This window comes from Sorangium sp. So ce1014, assembly GCF_051521505.1.
Taxonomy (GTDB): Bacteria; Myxococcota_A; Polyangia; order Polyangiales; family Polyangiaceae; genus Sorangium.
The window spans coordinates 6,462,624-6,482,103 of sequence record NZ_CP150356.1 but is presented as its reverse complement, the minus strand read 5'-3'; the positions used below and the strand labels follow the sequence as shown (position 1 = coordinate 6,482,103).

Annotated in this window: 12 protein-coding genes; 4 read left to right on the top strand and 8 right to left on the bottom strand. The window is 67.2% G+C overall.

The genetic code is table 11. From position 1 onward, the window contains the following. Positions 1-36: 36 nt before the first annotated feature. From WME75_RS24360 to WME75_RS24340, 5 genes are all read right to left on the bottom strand, one after another. On the bottom strand, positions 37-1,167 hold the full coding sequence (locus WME75_RS24360) for a substrate-binding domain-containing protein (protein ID WP_437475773.1): 1,131 nt from the start codon (positions 1,165-1,167) through the stop codon (positions 37-39). A gap of 775 nt (positions 1,168-1,942) precedes the next feature. Beyond that, the gene (locus WME75_RS24355) at positions 1,943-3,373 is read right to left on the bottom strand and encodes a DUF1552 domain-containing protein (protein ID WP_437475772.1); all 1,431 of its coding nucleotides are present in this window, start codon (positions 3,371-3,373) and stop codon (positions 1,943-1,945) included. After that, positions 3,370-5,043, bottom strand: coding sequence for a DUF1592 domain-containing protein (locus WME75_RS24350; protein WP_437475771.1), 1,674 nt, complete (start codon positions 5,041-5,043; stop codon positions 3,370-3,372). The genes WME75_RS24355 and WME75_RS24350 overlap by 4 nt, the downstream gene beginning before the upstream one ends. Before the next feature lie 626 nt (positions 5,044-5,669). Next, complete coding sequence (locus tag WME75_RS24345; protein ID WP_437475770.1) at positions 5,670-6,806, bottom strand: alpha/beta hydrolase family esterase; 1,137 nt, start codon at positions 6,804-6,806, stop codon at positions 5,670-5,672. A gap of 181 nt (positions 6,807-6,987) precedes the next feature. Then, entirely contained in the window at positions 6,988-7,773 is a 786-nt protein-coding gene (locus WME75_RS24340; protein ID WP_437475769.1) for an alpha/beta hydrolase family esterase, read from the bottom strand. Positions 7,774-9,390: 1,617 nt separating this feature from the next. Between WME75_RS24340 and WME75_RS24335 the strand changes: the two genes are divergently transcribed. Together WME75_RS24335 and WME75_RS24330 are read left to right on the top strand one after the other, a co-directional pair. Further along, the gene (locus WME75_RS24335; protein WP_437475768.1) at positions 9,391-10,314 is read left to right on the top strand and encodes a hypothetical protein; all 924 of its coding nucleotides are present in this window, start codon (positions 9,391-9,393) and stop codon (positions 10,312-10,314) included. 687 nt (positions 10,315-11,001) lie between these two features. Then, complete coding sequence (locus tag WME75_RS24330; protein WP_437475767.1) at positions 11,002-12,201, top strand: endo-1,4-beta-xylanase; 1,200 nt, start codon at positions 11,002-11,004, stop codon at positions 12,199-12,201. 372 nt (positions 12,202-12,573) lie between these two features. Here WME75_RS24330 and WME75_RS24325 read toward each other — a convergent pair whose 3' ends face one another. After that, positions 12,574-13,338: a hypothetical protein gene (locus WME75_RS24325; protein ID WP_437475766.1), complete on the bottom strand. Its 765-nt coding sequence runs from the start codon at positions 13,336-13,338 to the stop codon at positions 12,574-12,576. Positions 13,339-14,286: 948 nt separating this feature from the next. On the opposite strand from WME75_RS24325, the gene WME75_RS24320 reads away from it, so the two are divergent. Both WME75_RS24320 and WME75_RS24315 read left to right on the top strand, forming a co-directional pair. Then, the gene (locus WME75_RS24320) at positions 14,287-16,011 is read left to right on the top strand and encodes a glycoside hydrolase family 43 protein (protein ID WP_437475765.1); all 1,725 of its coding nucleotides are present in this window, start codon (positions 14,287-14,289) and stop codon (positions 16,009-16,011) included. 91 nt (positions 16,012-16,102) lie between these two features. Beyond that, positions 16,103-17,263 (top strand): family 16 glycosylhydrolase, encoded by a 1,161-nt coding sequence (locus WME75_RS24315; protein WP_437475764.1) that lies wholly within the window; start codon positions 16,103-16,105, stop codon positions 17,261-17,263. Between the two features lie 82 nt (positions 17,264-17,345). Here the strand turns inward: WME75_RS24315 and WME75_RS24310 are convergent, their stop codons facing one another. Then, a complete protein-coding gene (locus WME75_RS24310; RefSeq protein WP_437475763.1) occupies positions 17,346-18,386 on the bottom strand; it encodes a Gfo/Idh/MocA family protein in 1,041 nt (346 codons plus the stop codon). A gap of 147 nt (positions 18,387-18,533) precedes the next feature. Then, the gene (locus tag WME75_RS24305; RefSeq protein WP_437475762.1) at positions 18,534-19,004 is read right to left on the bottom strand and encodes a hypothetical protein; all 471 of its coding nucleotides are present in this window, start codon (positions 19,002-19,004) and stop codon (positions 18,534-18,536) included. Positions 19,005-19,480 lie beyond the last annotated feature (476 nt).

Sequence of the window (19,480 nt, the reverse complement as noted above, 5' to 3'; positions counted from 1 at the left end):
ACGGCGCTCATGGGCGACGCGACGTCTACCGTGTCGCTACTGGGTCGCGCCGATCATGTCGAGGAAGGCGTTGTACTCGTCGACCTTGTCCCACGGGACCACGTCGAGGCCGACGTTGAACCGGCTCTCGCCGTCCATCTGCGGGGCGAGGACCTTCGTTGTCGCTTCGAGGCCGATGGTCTTGATGCCGTAGAGGATGTAGGGCACGAGGTACCCCGCGTAGTACTGCCGCTGGGTGTGCGTCGCCTTGATGAGCCCCTGGCGCATGTACTCGACGGTCTTCAGATTGTAGTCGAAGGCGACGACGGGGAGATCCGGCTGCCCTGCGGCCTCCACGGCCATCGCGCACCGGTACGAGATGTCGTGCAGGCCGAGCAACCCCACGACGGGCGGGTCCGCGGCCTCGATCAGGGCGTTCATCCCTTCGACGTCCTGGACCTCCCCGTTCGGGCCCCAGGTGACCTGACGCACCACGACCGTGTAATCGGCCTTCTCGAGGACGCTCCGAGCCCCCAGCATCCGGTTCAATCCGTCGACCCAGGACGGGTCGGCGTTGCCGTGGATGACCACCGTCCCCGGCCCCGGGGGCAGCAGCGCGCGCAGGGTCTCTCCTGCCGTGACGCCGGCCGATTGGCTGACGGTTCCGACATAGATGGAACGTTTCGAGTCCTCGGCGTCGGTGTCGAGCGTCACCACAGGGACCCCGTCGGCGACGGCCTCCTCGATGCCGGCCGCGATGGCGTCGCCGAAAGGCGAGACCCCGATCCCTTCGGCGCCGTCCGCCACCGCCTGTCCAATCTGCTCCACCTGGGCCTCCGCCCTCTGCTGCTGATCGCTCCCCTGTCCACTGGGCCCGACCACGTTCCCCGTGACCCCGAGCTCGCCCATGGCTCGGTTCGCCCCGGTGGTGACCGGCGTGAAGAACCCGCCGAGGGACTTCAGCAGGATCGCCATCTGCATCGGCTCGACGGATCCCTTGTTGATATCGGCGACGAGCGCGTCGAGCGTCGCCTCGATCTCCTTTGCGGTGAACTCGCTCATGGGCGTCGGCGCGCGCTTGATGGGCGAGACCTGCTCGCCCTCGCCGAGGGGTTCGCCCGATCCACATGCCGCTGTCATCAGCGCGAGCCCGAATGCCGCCACCCAGCGTCGTCCAATCCTTGTCATGAGACCCCCTTTGTGATCTGTGGTTCGTCCGGTCGTGCCCCGTATCCTCGCGCGAAGCTCGATCTCTAAGCGGGCTCATCACCCGGGAAAGCAGTTGACCGCGACGGGGGCGACATCGACGAAGGCGTCGCCGTCGCCGGTCCACAGCTGCATGAAGTCATCAAGAGCCCGGTCTCCAGCCAGCGCATGCGTCGTCCGCGAGGCGCGTAGCACACGCCGGCACGACGGAAGCGATGCGGCGCGGCAAGCATCCGAAGGTACATTCTTCCCCCGCGAGATACGCCATCACATCGAGCTCCGCTCTGTCAAGGACACATGAGCGCAAACGACAAATCCTGGAGCAACGACTCCCACGCTGATGCAATGCAGAACACGCACCGACCCATGCCGCTTCTCACCCACCCTGATCTTTGTCCGTCGATCGCGGTGTTCAGGCCGAGAGGTGAGCGCATGCGCGAGGGCGGAGGAGCCCCTGAGCGCGGCGCTGGAGAGGCGCGCAGCGTCGGGCGGGCGAGGTGAGCGTCAGAGATACATGCGAGCCGCCGGCGCGGCGGCCCCGCGCGCCCGGCTCACCGCCCAGGCGCGCCGCAGATGCGGTGAACCAGCTCGAGCAGGGGCTCGCTTTGGAGCGGCTTCTTCAGGAGCCCCGCGACGCAGAGCCGCGACGCGGCGCCCACACCGATGGGACCGATCCGAGTACGACGCACGGGCTCGCCGATCATGGGCCTCGAGCCGGAGCCATTCTCCAGCGAGGCTCACCGCCCGGCGATGCCGCTCAGGCGAGCATGCCGTCGATGGGCCCGGAGCCCTGACCCTCACCGAAGTTCTCCGTCCACTCGGTCTTGTCCCGAACGGCGGCGGCGATGAGGCCGTTGAAGAGGCGGTTGTTCGTGACGTTTCCGGCGTCGATGAACTCCCCCTGCTTCAGGTAGCCGCCGCCGCTTCCGGCGATGATCGTCGGCACGTTGCGGAAGCTGTGCGACGGGCCGTCCGCCACGTGGTTCGTCCACATGACGATGGACTTGTCGAACAGGCCGCGCGCCTTGAACTGATCGAGGCCGTGGAGCAGCGTCTGCATGCGGAGCACGTCGATCTCGGCGTGTGCTTGCTCGGCCGTCGGGTTGTTGCCCGAAGACGCGTCCGATTGCACACGATGGCTGAGGTGGTGGAAGGGCCAGCCGAGCCCCGCGTTCGCCGGCACCGCATACTTCGTTTGATCCGTGCCGTCGCCGTGCTGCAGCGTCGCCACGCGGTTGAAGTTGCAGGCGAATGCCAGCGCCACGAGCTCGAGGTGGAGCTTCGCGACGTCTTCTATCATGCCGTCCGTCTTGAACGCGAAGCCGCTCTCGAGCGCCTCGAGCTTCGACGTCGTGAGCCCCGCCTGGCTGCAGGCCCCGCCCATCTCGCCCATCGTGACCTCGGTGTCGCGGATGGAGTCGAAATGCTGTTGGAGGCGCTGCTTGTCGGCGGAGCTCAGCGCCGACATGCGCATCAGGCTGTTCAGCTCCTCGCCCACGAAGTCGTTCACGCTCTTGCGGCTGCGGAGGAGCTCCTCGGCGAGCGACCCGCCGCTATCACCGCCGCTGTTCGAGAGGCCGACGAGCCTGGAGTAGAGCGTGTACGGGTTGTCGTCCGCCGAGCGCACCTGCCCGGCACCACCGCTTTTGAAAGAGATGCGCTCGGCGATGTACCCGTTCCTGCGGTTGCCGGCGTAGAGCGTGAGCGGCTCGGCACCGCCGTCGTTCACCAGCTCGGCGATCACCATGTCCGCGGACACGCCGGTCGAGGCTGCCGTCTTGCCACCGCCCTGCGACGGGCGCGCGGTGAGCGCCTGACACAGGCCCTGCGCGTGGCCGCAGTTGCTGGGGCTCGACATCGGGAAGTTGATACCGCGCATGAACAGCAGGTCCGCAGCGTGAGGCGCAAGCACGTGCGTCGCCTTGCCCGTCATGGCGGCGAGCCCGTCGGTCGTGAGCGGGCCAGTCTTGTCCGGGAAGAAGCGGTCCCCCACCACGCCGCACGCCGCCACGATGTAGAGGCTGAACACGGGCGGGCTGTCCGCGGCCCAGGCGGAGCGCGACGGCAACCCCTCGAGGAACGGAAGGGCGATGGCGACGCCGCCGGCGCGCAGGAACGCGCGCCGATTGATACCGGGCCGGCGCGCCACGTGCGGACGAGTGAGGTTCGTTACGATCTTGGAGTTCACAGCGTGCCTCCCATCCGGGTCCGGAATGCTTCGTTCTTCACGAGCTCGAGCATCATCTCTTTCACCGAGCCGTCGGCGCCACGGCTCACCTCGGCGAGCGTCTCGACGAGCGGCAAGTCCGACGGGATGACGTCGCGCTGGAGCGCGAAGCTCGCGAGCTTCTTGGCGTAGCAGAGGTGAGCCTGCTCGCTCTCCGCCATGTAGTGCATCAGCTCGCCGGCGTCCGCGAACGACCTGGCTCCTTCGGAGAAGGAATAGACACCGCTGCTGTCGATCGGCAAGCCTCCGTTCTCCTCGTCCCGATACTGCCCCATGCCGTCGAAGTGCTCGAAGGCGAAGCCGACGGGATTGATGAGCAGGTTGTGGCACGCGCCACCGCAGGCGGAGGTGAGCCGCGTGATGCGTTCACGGTTCGTCTGCCCGGGCTCGAGAGGCGGGACCGGCGGAATGTCGGGGGCCGGCGAGCCGAGCGGCGTGCACAGCACGTCGAGGTTGATGCTGACGCCGCGGTGGATCGAGTCCGACTCCTCGTTCAGAGCGTTCAGCGTCAGGTACGGGAGCTGCGAAAAGAAGCCGACGCGATCGGGACCGAGATCTCGCTCCACGACGCCGCCGCCGCCCGGCGCCAGGCCGTAGAGGCTCGCCATCCCCGGCCCCACGAAGCCCTTGGTGGACGTGAGGATGTCCTTGACACCGAGACCCTCGGTGAAGATCTTTTCGAAGAACAGGTACGCGCTCTCCTCGTACTCCGCGTTCAACGACTCCTTGTAGCTCGACACGCCGACCTTGCTGATCGTGGCGTAGCGATCGAAGTGGAGCAGCTCGCGATGGAAGTACCGCATGCCCTTGACCGCCGTGGGCTCCTCCAGCATGGACTCGGCGAGCGCGCTGATCGCTTCCGGCGTCGTGAGCGTGGACGCCTTGTCGAGCAGCTCGTCGCTCGGCGCGGCGTTGCGCAGCCAGAGCGAGAGCTTCGCCGCGATCTCGTAACCGTTGAGCGGCTTGCGATCCTCGCCGAGCTCCGTGCGGTAGAGGAAGTGCGGCGACTGCAGCAGCGTCCGAATCACGAGCTGCGCGCCCTTGGCGAACGCGCTCTTCGTGCCGGACATCGCCGTGCCGGTCTCGAAGAGCGCCGTGTACCTGGCGACCTCGGCGTCCTTCAGCGGACGGCGATACGCACGGCGCCCCACGGCTTTGATGAAGCCGGCCGCGTCCGTCTCCGGGTAAACCCTGGCGAGCGCCGCATCCGAAGCCGTCACCTCCTCGGCGAGCGCCTCCGCCGCCGATTGGTAGTCGCTCCACGAGCGCTGGTTCACGCTCAGCAGGTGCTCGTTGTTCGTGAAGTCCGTCGTGCCGGCGACGGGCTTCTCGAACGCGTCGGACAGCGACGAAGGAGCGGCGAGGTTCAGCACCACCTGCACGCTGCTCGCCCACTGCGAGTTCGTGAGGCGCACGAGCCGGTGGTACTGCGGCGCGCCCGGCATGTCGATGCCGCGCGCCACGCCGCCGGTGACGGGGCCGCTGCCGCCCGGCACGGTGCCGTCGCTCCCCTCCGGATCGCCCACGGAGCCCGTGCACCCCGCGAGCAGGAGCGCCGTGACGCAGAGCCCCGCGCCGAGCGCCCGCGCGCAGCGCGGCAAGCCGGTCGTCGAAAAAGACGGTGAGTTCATCATTGTCTCCTGACCAAGCTCGGGTGACAGAGCAGCTATTTCAGCGTAGCTACAATGCAACCCTCATCCAGAAACTGTCATGTTCATCGCAAATCGAGCGCGGCATTGGTTTGACCCGCAACGTTTGGCTCGCGACGGATCGACGCTGGACAGTTCGAGCACCACCGGAGCTCGTGAGCTCGCGCCGGAGGGAAATCGCGAGAGCTTGCGCGGTCTCCGGGGGGGCGGCGCGACAGCGGGCGACCTGCGGTGCGCCGACCCGCCGTTCGCGGCGCGCACCGCCGGGCGAACGGCATGGGTGCCGAGCTCGATCGTGTGACGAACGTCCCGCCGCGCGCGACGACCCTCCAGGGCGGAAACAAAGGAAACGGGCCGGACTTAATGTGAGCGCTCACAAGGCCAGTGTCAATTCGAATCGACCCGCCCGCGGGTATCGTCCCAGCCCGGGGGAGGATACCCGCGGGCTGGGACGGCTCCTCCGGAGCGCGGCGTCAGGAGGAGCGGGCGCGAGGCGCCGCGGGACATCCGCATCGTCGGCTTCAACGACATCCCGGACGCGACATCATTCACGCCTGCGGGAGGCACGCCTGCGGGAGGCACGCCTGCGGGAGGCACGCCTGCGGGGCTCACTCGAGCGACTGGAAGAAGCGCCAGGCTCGCCCGCCCGCGCCGGACGGTACGGAGTGACCGCCGGGGTGCGTGCAGTACACGAGCGGCAGGCCCTCCTTGCAGCCTTGATACTCGACGCACCCATTGCCGAAGTCCGCCGACGGCATCGTGGTCGCCTGGCAGCCGTTCCGGCCGCGCCAGAAGTCGCGGGTGGATTGTCCCAGCGCGGGGGTCACGGTCCCGTCGGTGTCGCCTTGCGTTTGAATCACCGCGTGCGCGGCGCCGGCGTCGCTGCACGTGGGCTGGGAGCCATTGGGGCCCCATCCGGCGACCGGAGCGAGACCGCGGAACACGGAAGAGCGCTGACACCCGAGCGTGTTCGTCATGAAACCACCTTGGCTGAACCCGACCGAGAAGACGCGCTTCGTATCCACGCAGTAGCTCGCCTTGGCATGCTCGATCATGGCATCGAAGAACGCCAGGTCGGCCTCCAAGCGCGCCGGATTGGCGCTGGGCGGCGGACCGCCCCAGTTGGAGTCTGCTGTACCCCACTGCGATTCGGTGCTCGGAGGCCTGGATTGCCCATTTGCCGGCAAGCCCTGCGGGTAGATGAGCAGCGCTTGGTTTTTTGTCTCCTGGATGAGCTGGAATCCGCTGCTGTCGTGCGCGGCCCACACGTTGTTCATGTTCAGGCCGTGGATACCGAAGACCAGCGGCAGCGGCTTGCTCGGGTCGTAGTTCTCCGGCACGTGAATCAGGTAGTAGCGCGTCACCCCACCGACGGTCAGCGTCTGCTGCTGGCGAGGGTCCGGGCGCGTCGCGGCCTTGCCGCAGCCCATCGAGCCGCTGTCGCCAGGGTCCGCCGAACCGCCGGCGCCGGCCGAGTCGCCGCCCGTGCCGCCGGAGCTGCCCGTGCTCGCGGCCGTGCTCGCGGTCGTGCCCGCGCCCGTGCTCGCGGTCGTGCCCGCGCCCGTGCTCGTGCCCGCGCCCGTGCTCGCGGTCGTGCCCGCGCCCGTGCCCGCGCCTCCGCTCCCGCTTCCACCGGCTCCTCCGCCCGACGTCGCTCCCGAGGTGGAACCCGCGCTCGTGGGTTCGCCAGAAGACCCACCAGGGCCGGGGTCGACGGGATCCGACTCCGATGAGCAAGCGGCCACCCCCGTCGCCACGCCCACAGTGAAAAGAACGCTCAGTCCAAAACCAGATCTACTCATAAGGGTACAACCTCGCTAACTGGTGCTCGTCGGTGGCTCGGGCGATCGCGGGTCGTCCGCCTCGCTTCCCCGGCCGGTTGATGCAGGCACGATGAGCCGGGCGCCGCCGGACCCATCATGATTCTCAATAGGTCGAGAACAGGCTCCAGAGGAACTTGGGCGCGAACGCGGGCCAGCCGTGATTCGTGTTGCTGTAGTTCGGGTCTCCGTGCAGGCACCAATAGACCGGATAGTCCTCGTCACAGCCCTGAAACATGACGCAGTTCGAGAGCTCGTCCGTGTACCCTTCGACTGGCGTCGTGCTCGCCTGGCAGTGATTCAGATCGGTATAGAAGTCGCGCGTCTTCGGGCCGTTGTCCGTCCCGACCACCGAGTCGCGCACTCCGTGGATGACGACGGACGTGACCTGCCCGGTACACTCTCGGGTGCTGGCGTTGAGCGGATACTGGGGTACGTTCTTTGTGGCGCAGGGGCCCACCGCGCGTAGCTTGTCCGCGTGCTCGCAGCCAAGGATACTCGAGAAGTCGCCGCCCGAGCTCTCGCCTGCCGCGAACACGCGAGCCTTGTCGATGCAGAGGTTGTCCGTGATCTGGTCGTAGAACGGCTGAAAGAAAGACACATCGCTCGCCCCCCAGCCCGAGCCGGAGTTGGCCGGGTGAGGGTAGACGCGGATCCAGGCCTCCTTGGGGCCGGTCGCCTCGAAGCCCGCGTTCTGCTCTGCCCAGCTGATCGGGTTGCCCGTCGGGTTGAACATGATCATCACCGGATACGGCTTGCCGGCGTCGTAGTTGGTCGGCAGCTTCACGTAGTACTGGTGACCCGATACGGTGAGCGGGCTCTGCGCGCTGCCGGTCTGCGGATTGGCCTTGTTGCAACCCGTGCTCGGCTGCGGGGCGACCTTGCCTCCCATCGATCCGCCCGAGCCACCGGTTCCTGGCGAACCACCGCTTCCGCTCGTTCCTCCCTCACCGCCCGTTCCAGCCGCGGACGCGCCGCCGGTCGTGGTGCCGCCGCCCGTCGTGGTGCTACTGCTGCTGCTGCTCGAGACGGCGGCCCCGCCCGTTCCGGGCTCAGGGTCGTTCCCCGACGAGCTCGCGCCGTCACCACTGCAAGCCCAGAGAGCGCAAGAGCCGACCAGCGTCGCGAACAATGTGGCTCTGGCGATAATAGGTTTGTTTGTCATTTGAATACCCAGGCGCGACTTCGCTCTCATCGGCAGCGTTCCACGAGGCGCGCCTTCAGCGTGGGATCGTTTCCAGTTGATTGAAGGATCGGAGACCGGCGACGGAGCTGGGGCTCAGCGATGTCACGCGATTTTTATGTGAACAGCACCATCACCTTTTGTGAAGAGCGCTGGCTGTTTACCGCTATACCTACAATTCATTGATGCGGCGCGCCGACTACGCGCTGCGCCAATGACGCGGCGCTGACTTGCGCCACCAGCAGCCCCGGGCCCCAGGGGGTCGGCCTGCCCAAGTTGATGCAGTTTCCGAGGAGCGTCGACACCGTCAAGGAAGGGTTCACTGCGCGCACCCGCGCACGTTCCGCCGCTGGGTGCTGGCGCGCGATGCCGAGCTGGCTGCTTGATGGCCGGAAGAGCCGGCTCCGAGATGGCCATCGTCCCCCCCTAGATCTCCGCTCGCCGCGATTACGGTGAGGTACACATTGTGATCGTTCACATTTTCGATGTCAACCTTTGTCGGCGGGACCGCGGGTATTCTTGAGCCCGAGGGAGGACAGGGCTGGCGTAGCTCGTCCGACGAAGCAGCGCGTCAAGCGAGGCGGGCGCGGGGCCGTGATCATGGTCGATGTGGATTCCAGTCATGGTCGATGTGGATTCCAGTCATGGTCGATGTGGATTCCAGTCATGGTCGATGTGGATTCCAGTCATGGTCGATGTGGATTCCAGTCTTACCGCCCGATCTTCGTCCTGAAGGGCCCGTCACCGACCGCCATCTCCTCGATCTGGGCCACCGGAAGGTGCGGCACATCACCAGGTGGCCCGACTGGCTCGAAACTGACCAGAGCCATCGGGATCGCGGAGAGCCGCGGGCTGGTCAAATTTGTTGGACGGCTCGAACGTGAACGTTCACAGTCCGCTCTCGGGATGTCCTGCTACTTTGCCTTGGATGGGCCGCACTGCGCACCGTGCCCTTCGTCCTGGGCTCGGGATCGAGCCGCTGCACCGACTCTGTTCGCTCGATCGTCGCAGGCGCGAGGAAGAGTGACGTCGCGGGGGGCATCGCTCGTTCCGTACCGCGCCGGGCGCGAGGCGGCGCGCTTGGAACGGGCTGAGCACCTCTCCGGAGTGAGCATGAAGAAGCATCGATTCCCTTCGTCACTGGCCTGCATCGGTTGCGCGCTGTCGCTCGCCGCTTGCGGAAGCGATGACGCCGGCAGCGGCGCCACCTCCACCGGTCAAGGTGGCGGCGGAGCCGCCAGCACGGCGAGCGCCGCCTCTAGCGGCTCCAGCGGCGGGTCTCCTGGAGGCGCCTCGGCCAGCGCGGGAGGCCCAGCAGGCGGCGGCATGGGCGGTGGGGCGCCGAGCGGCGGAACGACGGCGGCCGGCGGCGAAGCCGGCGCCGCGGGCTCGGCGGGGACGGGCGGTTCAGACGAATTCGAGCCGGTGGTCATCTCGTTCGGGACCAGGCTCGATCCGCGCGCTCAGGTGCTCGAGGCGCGAGCGCTCGCCGAGTCCGTCGCCGATCCCAGCTCTCCGCAGTGGCGCGCGAAAGGTGACCAGCGGAGGACTTATCGCTTTCCAGCCGCTGGCGCCGACGTTCCTTACCGAGTCTGCGTCCCGGATCGCTGGGACGGCACGTCGAAGTTGCGCCTCGTGATGTTCTTGCACGGCGCTTCGAACGACGAGAGCTCGTACCTGGATCAGAACAACAAGCAGATGGTGAATCTGGCTGACCAGCATGGCGTGCTGCTGGTCTCGCCGCTCGGCTACCACGGCGCGTACGGCACCTTCCTGCGGCTGCCGGCCGTATTCGGGCGACCCGAGGAGGCGGAGAAGCTCCTGGCCGAGCGTACGCCCGAGCGCGAACGCGATCAGGAGCTCAGCGAGAAGGACGTCATCAACGTCCTGGAGCTGGTGCTGAACGAGTACCCGATCGATCGCAGCTCGATGTTCCTCACCGGACACTCGATGGGGAGCGGCGGCGCCTGGTACATCGGCGCCAAATATTCCGATTACTGGAAGGCTCTGGCGCCCATGTCCGGCCCCTTCGTCCTGGAGTCGGGCTATCCGTGGGACCGGCTGCGCGACGTGCCCATCTTCGTGACGGAAGGGACCCGCGGCACGCCTTCCCTGACCGGCAGCCGGGAGCTGCGCGACTGGATGATGGCTGGCGGCTACACGGTCACATACAAGGAAGTCGATGCGGACCATCCGGGAATGGTTCCGCTCGTGCTGCCTGACGTCTTCGACTACTTCGACCGCTGGTAGCCTCCGCGCTCGTCGCGCCGTCGTCCCGGCACCGGTGCTCGGCGTACGCGGCGGCGTTCTCTGCATGCGTGTCACTGCTGGAAAGTTCCAGTCAACACGGTCACAGGTCCATGCCAGCGTCCTCTCTCGGGCTGCCTCGGGGTGGAGGATGCCCGTGGACGGGTCGATTGGGTTTGACATCGATCATGTGATCGTTCACATTCCTCCGGAGCAGTATCCTTTTGCTTCGTTTCGGGTGGGTCGTCCATGCGCACTGAGATCTTCGTCCTCCGATGGATCTCGGCACCGGTACCGTTCGCTCGGCGGTGCGCGCCGCCGGCGGCGGATCGGCGCACAGCAGGTCGCCGGCTGTCGGGCCGCTCCCTCGAGACCGCGCGATCTCTCGTGATCGCGTTCGTGCGCGAGCTCACGAGGTCCGCTCGTGTCTGAGTCGTCCAGCGATGAACGGTTGCGGGCCACATGCAACAGGCCAGCGCGAAGCCGCGCTCGATGACGGAGGGAACAATACGGTTTCTGTGGGTCGGCTGCACCAACGGGTAGGGAGGCCCGCCTCGAAGGCGGGCTCGTCGACCCGAACATCGCCTGACGGATCAGGAGATGCAGATGTTTCGGAGCTCGCGCCGCTGCCTATCGGCTCGCCGCTCCAGGGATCACCAACTTCAATCGCTCAACTTGCGGAAGTCCAACATGAACAAGAACCGTTCTTCTCGATGGCTGTGCGGCACGACGTGGATCGCGCTCGGGGTCGCGACTCTCTTTGGATGCGCCGATGGGAGCGACGGCGGTGACGGTGGCGCGGGCGGCTCGGGGGGAGCTGACAGCACAAGCGTCGGCACGACCGGCCCCGGCACGACCGGCCCCGGCACGACCGGCCCCGGCACGACCGGCCCTGGCACGACCGGCCCCGGCACGACCGGCCCCGGCACGACCGGCCCCGGCACGACCGGCGCCGGCGGATCGAACGAGGGCGGCGGCGGTTCAACCGCCTCGAGCAGCGCGTCCACCGGAGCTGGCGGCTCCGAGCCCACGGGGAAGTTTGTCGGCAACATCACGACGCGCGGCGCCGTGCGCGACGGCTTCTCGAAGTACTGGAACCAGATCACGCCCGAGAACGAGGGCAAGTGGGGCTCCGTCGAGAAGTCCCGCGGGAACAGGGACTGGGCCGCGCTCGACAGGATCTACAAGTACGCGCAGGACAACAACATCATCTTCAAGCACCACGTCTTCGTGTGGGGCTCCCAGCAACCCGACTGGATCGGGAGCATCTCCGGGCCGGACCAGCAGGCGGCCGTGCGGGATTGGATGAAGTCGTTCTGCGAGCGCTACCCCAAGACGAAGTACATCGACGTTGTCAACGAGCCGCCGCCCCACACCACGCCCTCCTACAAGAACGGCATCGGCGGAGACGGCGCCAGCGGCTGGGACTGGATCGTCAACTCGTTCAAGTGGGCCCGCGAGTTCTGCCCGAACGCGGTCCTGATCCTCAACGACTACAACAACATCGAGTACCAGAACGACCACAACAACTTCATGAGGATCGCGAAGGCGGTCATCGACGCGGGCGCCCCGGTCGACGTCATCGGCGCGCAGGCCCACGACGCGTACAAGATCAACACAAACACCGTCAAGGGCTACATCGACGCGCTCGCCTCGCTGGGCAAGCCCGTGCACATCACCGAGTACGACATCGGCATCGCGGACGACAACCAGCAGAAGAACGTGATGCAGGAGCAGTTCACGATGTACTGGAATCACCCCTCGGTCCAGGGCATCACCTTGTGGGGTTACATCGTCGGCACCACCTGGCGGGACAACACCGGCATCCAGCATCCGGACGACAGGATGCGGCCGGCGATGCAGTGGCTGATGGACTTCCTGGATCGGTGATTGACGTCACGCTCAAGCGGTGATCCTGGGCGACCGGGGGTGCGGCCGTGCTGCCGGCTGGCCAGCCCGCCATGTCGTGCTGCTCAGCGGAGCTCGCCCGAGAGACGTCCGTGAAGCAGGAGCCCCCGCCAGCCTTGGCCTCCCTCGGGCTCAAAGAACAGCACCCTCTTCAATCGCGCCCGACGGGCTGAACGCTGGCTGGGGCAGCCTTGCCCTTTCTCGGGCTCAAAGAACAGCACCCTCTTCATCGCGCCCGACGGGCTGAACGCTGGCTGGGGCAACGCGAACGGAGCCGCGGGAGCGGGCCGAGGCGTAGGCCGAGGCGCGCTCCCGCTCGCGGGCGACGTCGAACGAGATCGCCAGGGCGCGCGGTCAGGGCTGCGTCTTCTCGACGGATTGAACGTCGAGCTGTATGAACTGGCCGACGAAAGGCGCGGGCGCCGGCGGGACACCGTCCACGACCAGATCCTTGAAGTTGGCGATCATGACCTGATTTGGATCGTCGCCCAGGAAGGATACGCTGGCTCCGCCCCGGACCGGGATGGTCTTCGTGTGGTCGATGATGAACACGTCGTGACCCACGGTGGGGCTGTCGTTGAGGTAGTAGACCTCGGGCGGATCGGAGACAGAGAAGCTGTAGACGTTGTACGTCGGGTTGTCGGGTGTACCGCCCACGCGAAAGTGCATGCCGTCGGGCGTGCCGTCCCGGTACGTCTCCGGCTCGACGACGCCGCGGAGACGGACGGTCACCTGGTAGATCGTGTCGGGCGAGCCGCCGAACGTCCGGGTCTCGTCGACCCGCGTGGACGTCGTACATTCGTCACTGTTGCCCGGGTCCTGGTCGCACGGCATCTCCCAGCGAAATCCGTCGATGTCGGCGGCCGCCGCGAGCAGGTCTTCGCCGCCGCTGCCGCCGGCTCCGCCGCCGCCGCCGCCGCCGGCCCCGCCGCCGCCGCCGGCCCCGCCGGAGCTCGCGCTGCTGGAGGCGCTCGTGCTGACGCCCGTCGAGGCTCCTCCGCCCGAACCTCCAGCGCCGGTCGAGCTGGAGGTCGCCTGATCGGCCGGAGGCGGGTCGGTATCGGAGCCGCAGGCAAGAAGGACCGTGATGGCAGGTACCACGAGCAGAGAGATTCTCATTTTACACCCGTCCGGCGAGAACGCCGGCATGGAAGCTACACCCGTCCGGCGAGAACGCCGGCATGGAAGCTGGGAACACCGAACTTCGGCTGGTTGACATGGCGTCTCGTTCGAAGGGCTATGCCAGCTTCGTGAGCGGCCCGGCGCCCCTCCGGGGCGAAGCAAAAGATGCCAACTAGGCCGAATGTGAACGATCACATTTTTCGTGTCAATCCAGATCGACCGGCCCGAGGTCTCCTCGTGCCCGAGGGGCGACGGGGCTAGAGCACCGATCACGTTGCGCGACCGAGAGATGGACCGCCAAGGCGCCAAGGACGCCAAAAATTTGTTCTCTTCTTGGCGTCCTTGGCGCCTTGGCGGTTCGAAATTCCGCTCCTTTCAGGCGGTTTCAACCCGTTTGTCGCTCTAGATGGTCCTGGACGAGAGCACACGGCAGCCAGGCCGTGACCGCCTGCTGGCAAGCAGCCCTGGGCGCGGGGGAGGGGAGACGCTGGAGGACCCCCCCACGGGAGGGTCGATCGGGGTTGACGCCGGTCATGTGAACGTTCACATTCTCTCCGAGCGGCGTCCTCTGCTTCCGGCTTCGCCCCGGATGGGGCGTCGTGCGCGCCGAGACCTTCGTCGTCCGTTCGGCCTCGGCAACCCCCGCGCTCGCTCGGTCGTCTCGGAACACGTTCGCGACGACCCTGATCGTGAGGGGTGCCGCACACGCGCAGTCGAGCACCACGGCGCTCGGCGCGCTTCGTCGGAGAGGATCCGTGCGTGAGGGCTCGGGCGTCGTCTGCCGCCGATCTTTTCATCTCTCGCGGAAGACAATCACTGCCAGATCGCCCGGCGGGCTGGCTTGGCGAATCACCCCGCCGAGACGCGCCGGAGGGTCATGCACCGAGCGATCTGCGACATTGGCAACACCTGACGAGGTTTCAGGAGAGCACAAAGGATTCAGGAATGACAACGATCACTGCATCCCTCCAGCGTAAGCTCCTCACGGCGGCATTGTCGATCTGTGGCGTGACCGGGCTGCCGTCCGGCGCCCTGGCAGACAATCCCATCGTACAGACTTTTTATACCCCCGATCCTGCTCCCTTGGTCCACAATGACACGGTATATCTCTATACCGGACACGACGAGGACAGCGCCACGGACTGGTTCGGGATGAACGAATGGAGAGTGTATTCCTCCACGGATATGGTGAACTGGACGGATCACGGTTCACCGCTGAGGTACAGCGACTTCAGCTGGGCAAAGGGAGACGCGTGGGCGGGCCAGGTCATCCACAGAAACGGAAAGTTTTACTACTACGTTCCTGTGACGAGCCGCTCGCTCAACAGGCACACCATCGGCGTGGCCGTGTCGGACAGTCCCACCGGTCCCTTCAAAGACGCCCTGGGAAAGCCGTTGATCACGGCCAATTGCGGCGACATCGATCCGACGCCGTTCATCGACGACGACGGCCAGGCCTACCTGTACTGGGGAAACCCCGAGGTGTGCTACGTGAAGCTGAACGAAGACATGATCTCCTACCAGGGGGACGTCGTACACGTGCCCATGACGGCGGCGAGCTTCGGGCAGAGCACCGGGCGTAAGAGTGATGATCGCCATAAAACCAAGTACGAAGAAGGTCCGTGGCTCTACAAGCGCGATGGCTTGTACTACCTGGTGTACGCGGGGGGGCCTATTTCCGAATATATCGCCTACTCCACGAGCAGCAGCCCCACCGGCCCGTGGACTTACCGGGGGGTCATCATGCCCACGGAGGGCAGCAGCTTCACCAATCACGCGGGCGTCATCGACTTCAAGGGGAACTCCTACTTCTTCTATCACAACGGTGCCTTGCCGGGCGGTGGAGGCTTTCACCGATCGACGGCCGTCGAGCGATTCACCTTCAACCCCGATGGTACCTTCCCGACGATCAGGATGACCGAGGCGGGCGCGCCTGGCGTCGACAACCTGAATCCGTATGTCATGAGGGAGGCTGAAACCATCGCCTGGGAATCCGGGATCGAGACCGAGGCATGCGGCGAAGGCGGAATGAACGTCACGTCGATCGAGAACGGGGACTACATCAAGGTGAAGGGCGTCGATTTCGGTTCCGGCGCGGTGTCCTTCGACGCAAGAGTGGCCTCGGCGACCAGCGGCGGTAGCATCGAGCTGCGCCTCGACAGCACGACCGGCACGCTGGTGGGGACCTGTACAGTCCAGGGGACCGGCGGCCCGCAGACATGGGCTACCACGTCCTGCGCGGTCGACGGCGCGACAGGGATCCACGACCTCTACCTGAAGTTCACCGGTGGAGGCGGCCCCCTGTTCAATTTCAACTGGTGGAAGTTCACTCCGCTCGACGCCCCGGACCCGGATCCGACGGGCTCCGGGGGGGCTCCCAGCATGGGTGAAGGGGGAGCCACGGGCAGCGGCGGCTCGGGCGGGGGGGCGAGCAGCAGCAGCAGCGCGGCAACGACCGGCAGCGGAGCAACGGCGGGCAGCGGCACGGGCGGCGCTGGCGGTACCCCGCCTGACGACGCCGGCGAGGACGGGGGCGGGTGTGCATGCCGGGTCAGATCGGGGCCCAGCTCCCCCGCGGGCGTGCTCGCCGCCTTGTTCGCGCTGGGCGCGGCCGCCGCGCGGCGGCGTCGTGCGCGAGGAGCCGGGCGGAGCGGGGCCGCCGCGAACTGACGCTCACCAGGCGAGGCCCTGACACGTGGAGCCGACGATGAACTATCGCACGGGCGCGGCCCATGTTAACGTTCACATCGGAGGTTCCAGTATGTTCACGAAATTCCGCGCGGGTCTGATGCTCGCCGCTGCCTCGCTGGCGCTCGCGGTGAGCTCGACCGCAGTCGCGAAGCCTTACAAGGGAGCAGAGCTTTACACTCCCCAGGGCGTTCTTCATGGTCGCATCGAAGTGCGCATGCGCATGGCGCGCGGGAGCGGCATCCTCTCGACTTTCTTCACCTACAAGGACGGCTCCGAGCTGTCCGGTGCATTCTGGGAGGAGATCGACATCGAGGTCTTCGGGAAGGACAACGCCCGGGGCTGGCAGTCCAACATCATCACCGGGATGGGCACGAGGGTGACGTCGGAGGAGGTGCACCCGACGGACGTCTCCCTCGCGGACGGCTATCACACCTACGGGCTGGAGTGGACGCCGGAATACGTCGCCTGGAGCTTCGACGGACGAGAGGTCAGGCGGACGACGGGTGCGCAGGTGGGCACCCTGAAGAATCCCCAGTCCCTGCGCATGAACACGTGGTCGTCCGATGTCACCGAGTGGGTCGGACCGTTCGATGATTCCGTCCTCCCGCAGCACCAGTTCGTCAACTGGATCAAGGTCTACCGCTATAGCAACGGCGGTTTCGAGCTCGCATGGCAGGACGAGTTCGACTCCCTGGACGGCGCGCGATGGAGCAAGGCGGACTGGACGTTCGATGGGAACCGCGTCGACTTCGACCCACAGAACGTGACGGTGAAAGATGGCACGCTTGTGCTGTCGCTGACACGGGAGGGGCAGGTCGGATTCACCGGAGCTGTGCCCCGCGATGAGGGCACCGAGCCAGGCACCGGCGCGGGTGCGGGCGGGGCGACGACGACGACGACGAGCGCCTCCTCCGGGGGCGGGGCGGGCGGGGCGGCGACGGCGAGCGCCTCCTCCGGGGGCGGCGCCGGTGGGGCGGGCGGGGCGGCGACGGCGAGCGCCTCCTCCGGGGGCGGGGCCGGCGGGGCGACGACGGCGAGCGCCTCCTCCGGGGGCGGCGACGCGGCGGGCGAGGGAGGTGGGATCGGCGGAACACCGCCGGACGAGGGGGCCTCCGACGGAGGTTGCGGGTGCGTCGTCGCCGGAGCCAGCTCCACGACGAGCCCGTGGGCCGCGGCGCTCGCCGTGGGGCTCTCCGCCCTGGCGATGCGACGGCGCCGGACCCGTCGCTGACCTTGCAGGAGGCTCGCAGGCGCAGCGGGGCGGGGCGTCCTCGCCGTCGCGGCCGTGACGACGCCGGGCGCCGCGGGCGCCGCTAGATCTTCTCCCAGCGCCCGCTCTCGGCGGAACGGAAGAGCGCGTCGATGACCCGCATGTTGCCGGCCGCGACCTCGATCGGGTTCTCGACGGGGCCTCCCGTGCGAATGGCGCGCGAGAACGCCTCGCTCTGGAGGTGGTACTGGTCGACGACGTCAGTTGAGGTGACCTTGGCCGAGCTGCAGTTCAGCGTCGAGCCGTCATCGAGGAAGAGCTTGCATGGCTGGTCGGCGGGCGCGTTGAACGGGATCTCGATCTCGATACGGCCCCTGGTACCGAGCGCGTTCACGCGCTGGTAGGCCACGGCCTGCGTGCTGCACGTGAACGTCAGGTGCGCGCCGCCGTAGTCGAGCAGGCCCGAGGTCAAGCGATCGGTGCCGAACTCGGGATCGCGCTCGACGAGCGCCATCGCCCGCAGGGGCTCGCGTCCGAACAGGAAGCGCGACATGTTCACCGCGTAGCAGCCGATGTCGTAGAGCGCGCCGCCCCCGACTTCCCTCCTGTTGCGGATGTTCACGGCGTCGCGGTTGAAATACGAGAACGCCGCCTGGACGCTGACCAGGCCGCCGATCTGGCCGCTTTGCACCCAGTCCCTGGCCTGATGCCACTGCGGGTGGTAGCGGATCATGAACGCTTCGGCGATCCGCTTGCCCGTCTCGTGCTGGACGTCGACGAGCGCCGCGGCGTCCTTGGCGCTGAGCGCGATCGGCTTTTCGCACAGGACGTGCTTGCCGGCGCGGGCCGCGCGCGCCGTCCACTTCACGTGCAGGTGGTTGGGAAGCGGGTTGTAGATGGCCTCGATCTCCGGATCGTCGAGCAGCTCATCGTAGCTGCCGTACGCCTTCGGGATCCCGAGCGACTGCGCGGCGGCGCGCGCCTTGCCGATGTCGCGCGACGCCAGCGCGGCGAGCTGGGTCAGGGGCCCCCGCCTCATGCTGGGCAGGCTGACCTTCAACGCGAAGCTGCTCGCCCCGAGCACGCCCCAGCGCACGGGGGTGAGGGGTTCGCTCGACTTCGGACCTTGGGCAGATGTGGGCATGGGCACCTCGCAGCGCGCGACGCCGGTGGCCGACGGCGCGCCTGTCAACGCTCGATGTGAGTCGACCCGACGGGTAGGGCCAGGGGCCGGAAGGAGAGCGCGCGCCCTGCGCGAGGAGCGGAGAGGGCGAGAGCAGGGCGCGGCGCCTCAGAAGGTGGCGTCACGGTGCTTCGCCTTGTACTCCGCCTTGTACAGATCGTGGCAGGCCTTGCAGCTCGCCTTGGCGCCGTCGATATCGCCCTTCTTGGCCTTCTCCGCGCCTTCCTTCGAGATCGCGACCCACTTCGGCATCCCGGGCGGCGGCTTCGACGCCACGTAGTCCAGCGCCGACGCGATCTTCGCGCCGTCGCCGCTCGTGGTCGCCGACTGCATCACCGTCTTCATCCAGCCCTGCATGGGACAGGCTTTCTGTCCTTTTGCGCCGCAGCCGAAATCCTTGCCCTCGGCGACCGTCGCGGGGACGTCCGCCGTTCGCTCCGCGGCCCACGCTGCACCCGCAAAGCCGCCGGCAAAGCCGACTGCAAAGCCAATGCCGACGCTCATGATCACGGCACCCATCAGCTTCATGCTCCTCGACATCGGACGTCTCCTGACCAGGTGAAGGCCAAGCTCGGCCACCTCATCGCAGCTCGTCAAATGTGAACGCTCACATTTCGCACGTCAAACCAAATCGACCGATGCGGGGCGAGCTTCCTGGCCGGAGCACGCGCCCGGGTCGCCGCGTACAAGAGGCGATACCCAGGGCGCTGGCCGCCTGCGGCGTCGGGCGCCAGCGGTCGGTGCGCTGGTCGGCGTCGAGCGCATCGGGCCGGCGATCATCCTGGCGATCACCGCGGTCCGGCGCCCGCCCCCCGTGACGCGGCGCTCCGGAGGAGCCCGCCGGCGTTGTCCGCACCTCGGGCGCGAGGATCCCCGTCGGGCCGGTCGTTTGGGTTTGACATACGAAATGTGATCGTTCACATTTTGCACGGGGTATCCTTTGGCTTTGCCCTGCGGGGTCGTCCTGCGTGCCGAGGCCTTCGTCGTCTGACCGGTTCGGCACGGGTTCCGTTCGGTCGTCGCGAAAGCGATCGCCGATAAGGGTGCTTGGCGTT

What these genes read in the sequence shown, in the direction of transcription:
- WME75_RS24360 (WP_437475773.1), bottom strand. Translation starts at nt 1,167, where the DNA reads ATGACAAGGATTGGACGACGCTGGGTGGCGGCATTCGGGCTCGCGCTG.
- WME75_RS24350 (WP_437475771.1), bottom strand. Translation starts at nt 5,043, where the DNA reads ATGAACTCACCGTCTTTTTCGACGACCGGCTTGCCGCGCTGCGCGCGG.
- WME75_RS24340 (WP_437475769.1), bottom strand. Translation starts at nt 7,773, where the DNA reads ATGGGAGGCAAGGTCGCCCCGCAGCCGAGCACGGGTTGCAACAAGGCC.
- WME75_RS24335 (WP_437475768.1), top strand. Translation starts at nt 9,391, where the DNA reads ATGGGCGGTGGGGCGCCGAGCGGCGGAACGACGGCGGCCGGCGGCGAA.
- WME75_RS24330 (WP_437475767.1), top strand. Translation starts at nt 11,002, where the DNA reads ATGAACAAGAACCGTTCTTCTCGATGGCTGTGCGGCACGACGTGGATC.
- WME75_RS24325 (WP_437475766.1), bottom strand. Translation starts at nt 13,338, where the DNA reads ATGAGAATCTCTCTGCTCGTGGTACCTGCCATCACGGTCCTTCTTGCC.
- WME75_RS24320 (WP_437475765.1), top strand. Translation starts at nt 14,287, where the DNA reads ATGACAACGATCACTGCATCCCTCCAGCGTAAGCTCCTCACGGCGGCA.
- WME75_RS24315 (WP_437475764.1), top strand. Translation starts at nt 16,103, where the DNA reads ATGTTCACGAAATTCCGCGCGGGTCTGATGCTCGCCGCTGCCTCGCTG.
- WME75_RS24310 (WP_437475763.1), bottom strand. Translation starts at nt 18,386, where the DNA reads ATGCCCACATCTGCCCAAGGTCCGAAGTCGAGCGAACCCCTCACCCCC.